Source organism: Flavobacterium sp., assembly GCF_035760125.1.
Taxonomy (GTDB): Bacteria; Bacteroidota; Bacteroidia; order Flavobacteriales; family Flavobacteriaceae; genus Flavobacterium.
On record NZ_DASTTN010000491.1, the window covers coordinates 1 to 3,354 of the forward strand.

Sequence of the window (3,354 nt, forward strand, 5' to 3'; positions counted from 1 at the left end):
ATTCCCAAGATGGCCATAAAAAATGATTGGCAAGATAAGCTAATAAAGCTCCCGTTAAAGTGTCAGCAATTCTAAATTGGATAACATTTACAAAATCGGGCGATAATATTCCATGCAGGAATACAATATACATGGTCACAAAAGTAGCACTTACCGTATATTTGGTTTGTGCAAAAGAAAATCCAAGCAACATACACAGTATCGCCAAAATGCTTAATAAAAAATGTGTAGGCATTAAAGATAAAATACTGAATGCAATGATACCTCCAATGACAGTACCAATAGCACGCTGTATGGATCTCTGTTTGGTCAATCCATAACCTGGTCTCATGATGATTATGATGGTCATCAAAATCCAATATTCATTTTGAAACGGAAGTAATTTACCTATAATGGCTCCAAGAATAAGTGTGACCGTTAATCGTAAAGAATGTCTAAATATAGTTGACGAAAAACTTATATTCTCAATAAATGTACTAATTGGGTAATATTGAGGAGCTAAAAATTTTTCTAGATCTTTATCTTTTCCTTTAAAATCATAAGTGTTGGATACTGATGTGAAAGCGCGTTCTATTACTTTGATTTTCTCGACCTGTTTCTCCGCATATTCGAGCATGGTTTTTAGCATTAAAACCCCCTCGGAAGCCTCTGTTTTTCCCAATTCGTTTTCATATTCATTTATAGCAGTTTCAAGAGCTAATAAATGTTTGGATAATTTATGTTTTGGGATATAATTGGTTCTTTTTTCAATGTTTTGCGATAATTGTTTTAATGTTGATGCAAGATTATAGGCTAAATTTTGGTAAGTCGCCAATGTTTTAGGATGCTTTTCAAATTTTTGATGCAATCGATTATGGTCGAATGAAGTTGATAGTGCTAATTCTAATATTTCTACCAAAGAAATAAACACAATGAGCATTTTTCGGTTTTGATTGGAAGAAACGGCATTAATTTGTTTCCCGATAAGAACTCTTCGGATATTATGGTGAATGGCGTTGAGTTCAACTTGTAAATGCAATTGCTTTTCGAGAATTACTTTTCTGTCGGCAACGCTGTTCCATAAATCTCCTCTTAGTTTTAGGTATTTTGATGTTAATTTGATGCATTCAGCAACTTGTAATTCAGCGTAACGATAGGGTCTTAAGTAATGAAATAGCAATGAGATGATTAAATAAAATAAACCTCCAGCAAGTATTAATGCTGAGTGCTGGACCATTTCTAACCCAGTATGCAAATGGGAGAAAGATAACGATACAGATAATAAAGCAGAAAAGGATGTGAAAGTAGCCCTTTGTCCATACACGGACAACATCGCCAATATGAATACTAATATGGAGAAAAAGGGATAAAAAATAAAGGGAATGGGGTAGGTGAGATTGATTAATAAATTGACTCCTGCTATCAAAATAGCGGTGACAATAATTCCATTTATCTTATGTGTCAAACTGCTTGGGATATCACTTGGATAAGTCAAAAAAGCACCAAGGGCAATGGTAAAACCAATTTCAAAAAGGCCAAAATAAGTAAATATCAAAACGGGAAGAACTGCTGATATAGTTGCTTTTAATGCATTTGTGAAATAAGTGCTATCAGTGAATTTTTCTATTTTGGTAATCATGGAATTTCATTTGATACAAAGATAAGTTATAAATGGCTTCGTAAGATTTTATATAAGCTATCAATACAATTGTACAAAAATATGCTAATTATCAAATGTAGATTATTCATTATCTATTTTTTTACTACTTTTGCCAACTTAATAAAGTGGATTTTTTCCTTTATTTGCGCTAGATATTAATAAAAATAAATCAAATGATATTACCAATTATAGGATATGGTGATCCTGTTTTAAGAAAAATAGGGGAGGAACTTACTCCAGATTATCCAAATTTAAAAGAAATTATTGCAAACATGTATGAAACCATGTATAATGCAAGCGGGGTTGGTCTTGCTGCAGAGCAAGTGGGGTTATCATTGCGATTATTTGTTATTGATACTACTCCATTTAGTGATGATGAGGATTTGGAAGATAAAGAGCAAAATCAATTGAAAGGTTTTAAAAAAACTTTTATCAATGCTAAGATTATAAAAGAAGAAGGTGAAGAATGGGCTTTTAATGAAGGCTGTTTGAGTATTCCTGATGTGCGTGAAGACGTGTACAGAAAGCCAACGGTAACCATTGAATATTGTGAAGAAGATTTTGTTATGAAAACCGAAGTTTTTGATGGTTTGATAGCAAGGGTGATTCAACACGAATACGATCATATCGAAGGGATTTTATTTACCGATAAAATATCATCTTTGAAAAAGCGTTTGATCCAGAAAAAATTAAAAAACATCACCGAGGGGAAAACATTTCAAGATTATAGAATGAAGTTTTTTGCCAAAAAGGGAAGATAATTTATACATTCGTTTCAATAAAAAAATAAATAAAAAAAGTAAAAATGAGTTTAGAGAAAATATTATCGATTTCAGGGAAACCAGGTTTATATGTTTTAAAAGTACAGACACGTACAGGTTTTGTTGCTGAGTCATTATTGGATGGAAAAAAAGTTACAGTAAGTTTGAAAAGCAATGTAAGTCTATTGTCTGAAATTTCTATTTATACTTATGAAGGTGAAAAACCTTTGGCTGAAATTATGCAAAACATTGCCAAAAAAGAAAACAAAGGACAAACTATTTCACATAAAGAAGACAATGCAACATTATTGTCTTACTTTAGAGAAGTATTGCCAGAGTATGATGAAGAAAGAGTATATGCATCTGATGTGAAGAAAATAGTTAGCTGGTACAACACGTTGCAAGAAAAAGGTTTGCTTGTGAATGAAGCTCCCGTTGTGGCTGAAGAAGCTGCTCCAGTTGCAGAAGAAGTTGTTGCCGAAAAGAAAGCTCCTGCTAAAAAAGCAAAAGCTAAAAAAGAGTAATTAGCACAAATTCAGTATATTTATCCTGCCTAGATTTTCTTGGCAGGATTTTTATTTTAAATCTATATTGAATAATAATTCTGAAAGAATTTTAATTCCCAATTTCAAAAAAATAAAAATGAACAAAGACCTTCAGCTTCAATCTTTTAAGAGATTATTGGACATAATGGATGATTTGCGTGAAAAATGTCCTTGGGACAAAAAGCAAACTATGCAAACGCTTCGCCATCTTACTATTGAGGAAACCTATGAATTGGGGGACGCGATATTAGACAATGATTTAAATGAAGTAAAAAAGGAATTGGGAGATTTGCTGCTGCATATTGTTTTTTATGCCAAAATAGGCAGTGAAACGAACGATTTTGATATGGCTGACGTGTGTAATGATATTTGTGAAAAACTCATTCACAGGCATCCTCATATTTACAGT

General features: G+C 32.4%; 4 protein-coding genes. 3 read left to right on the top strand and 1 reads right to left on the bottom strand.

What is annotated here, in order from left to right; genetic code table 11:
- The coding region (locus VFS71_RS17515) for an FUSC family protein (RefSeq protein ID WP_326402898.1) at positions 1 to 1,618 on the bottom strand (1,618 nt) is incomplete at its 3' end.
- 194 nt (positions 1,619 to 1,812) lie between these two features.
- On the opposite strand from VFS71_RS17515, the gene def reads away from it, so the two are divergent.
- The 3 genes from def to VFS71_RS17530 form a co-directional block, all read left to right on the top strand.
- Positions 1,813 to 2,400 (top strand): peptide deformylase, encoded by a 588-nt coding sequence (def, locus tag VFS71_RS17520; protein WP_326402899.1) that lies wholly within the window; start codon positions 1,813 to 1,815, stop codon positions 2,398 to 2,400.
- Between the two features lie 44 nt (positions 2,401 to 2,444).
- Complete coding sequence (locus tag VFS71_RS17525) at positions 2,445 to 2,924, top strand: DUF5606 domain-containing protein (RefSeq protein WP_326402900.1); 480 nt, start codon at positions 2,445 to 2,447, stop codon at positions 2,922 to 2,924.
- A 118-nt stretch (positions 2,925 to 3,042) separates the two neighbouring features.
- On the top strand, positions 3,043 to 3,354 hold a 312-nt coding region (locus tag VFS71_RS17530; protein ID WP_326402901.1), incomplete at its 3' end, for a MazG nucleotide pyrophosphohydrolase domain-containing protein.

Excerpts from the sequence above, each read along its gene's own strand:
- def (WP_326402899.1), top strand. The coding sequence starts at position 1,813 with ATGATATTACCAATTATAGGATATGGTGATCCTGTTTTAAGAAAAATA.
- VFS71_RS17525 (WP_326402900.1), top strand. The coding sequence starts at position 2,445 with ATGAGTTTAGAGAAAATATTATCGATTTCAGGGAAACCAGGTTTATAT.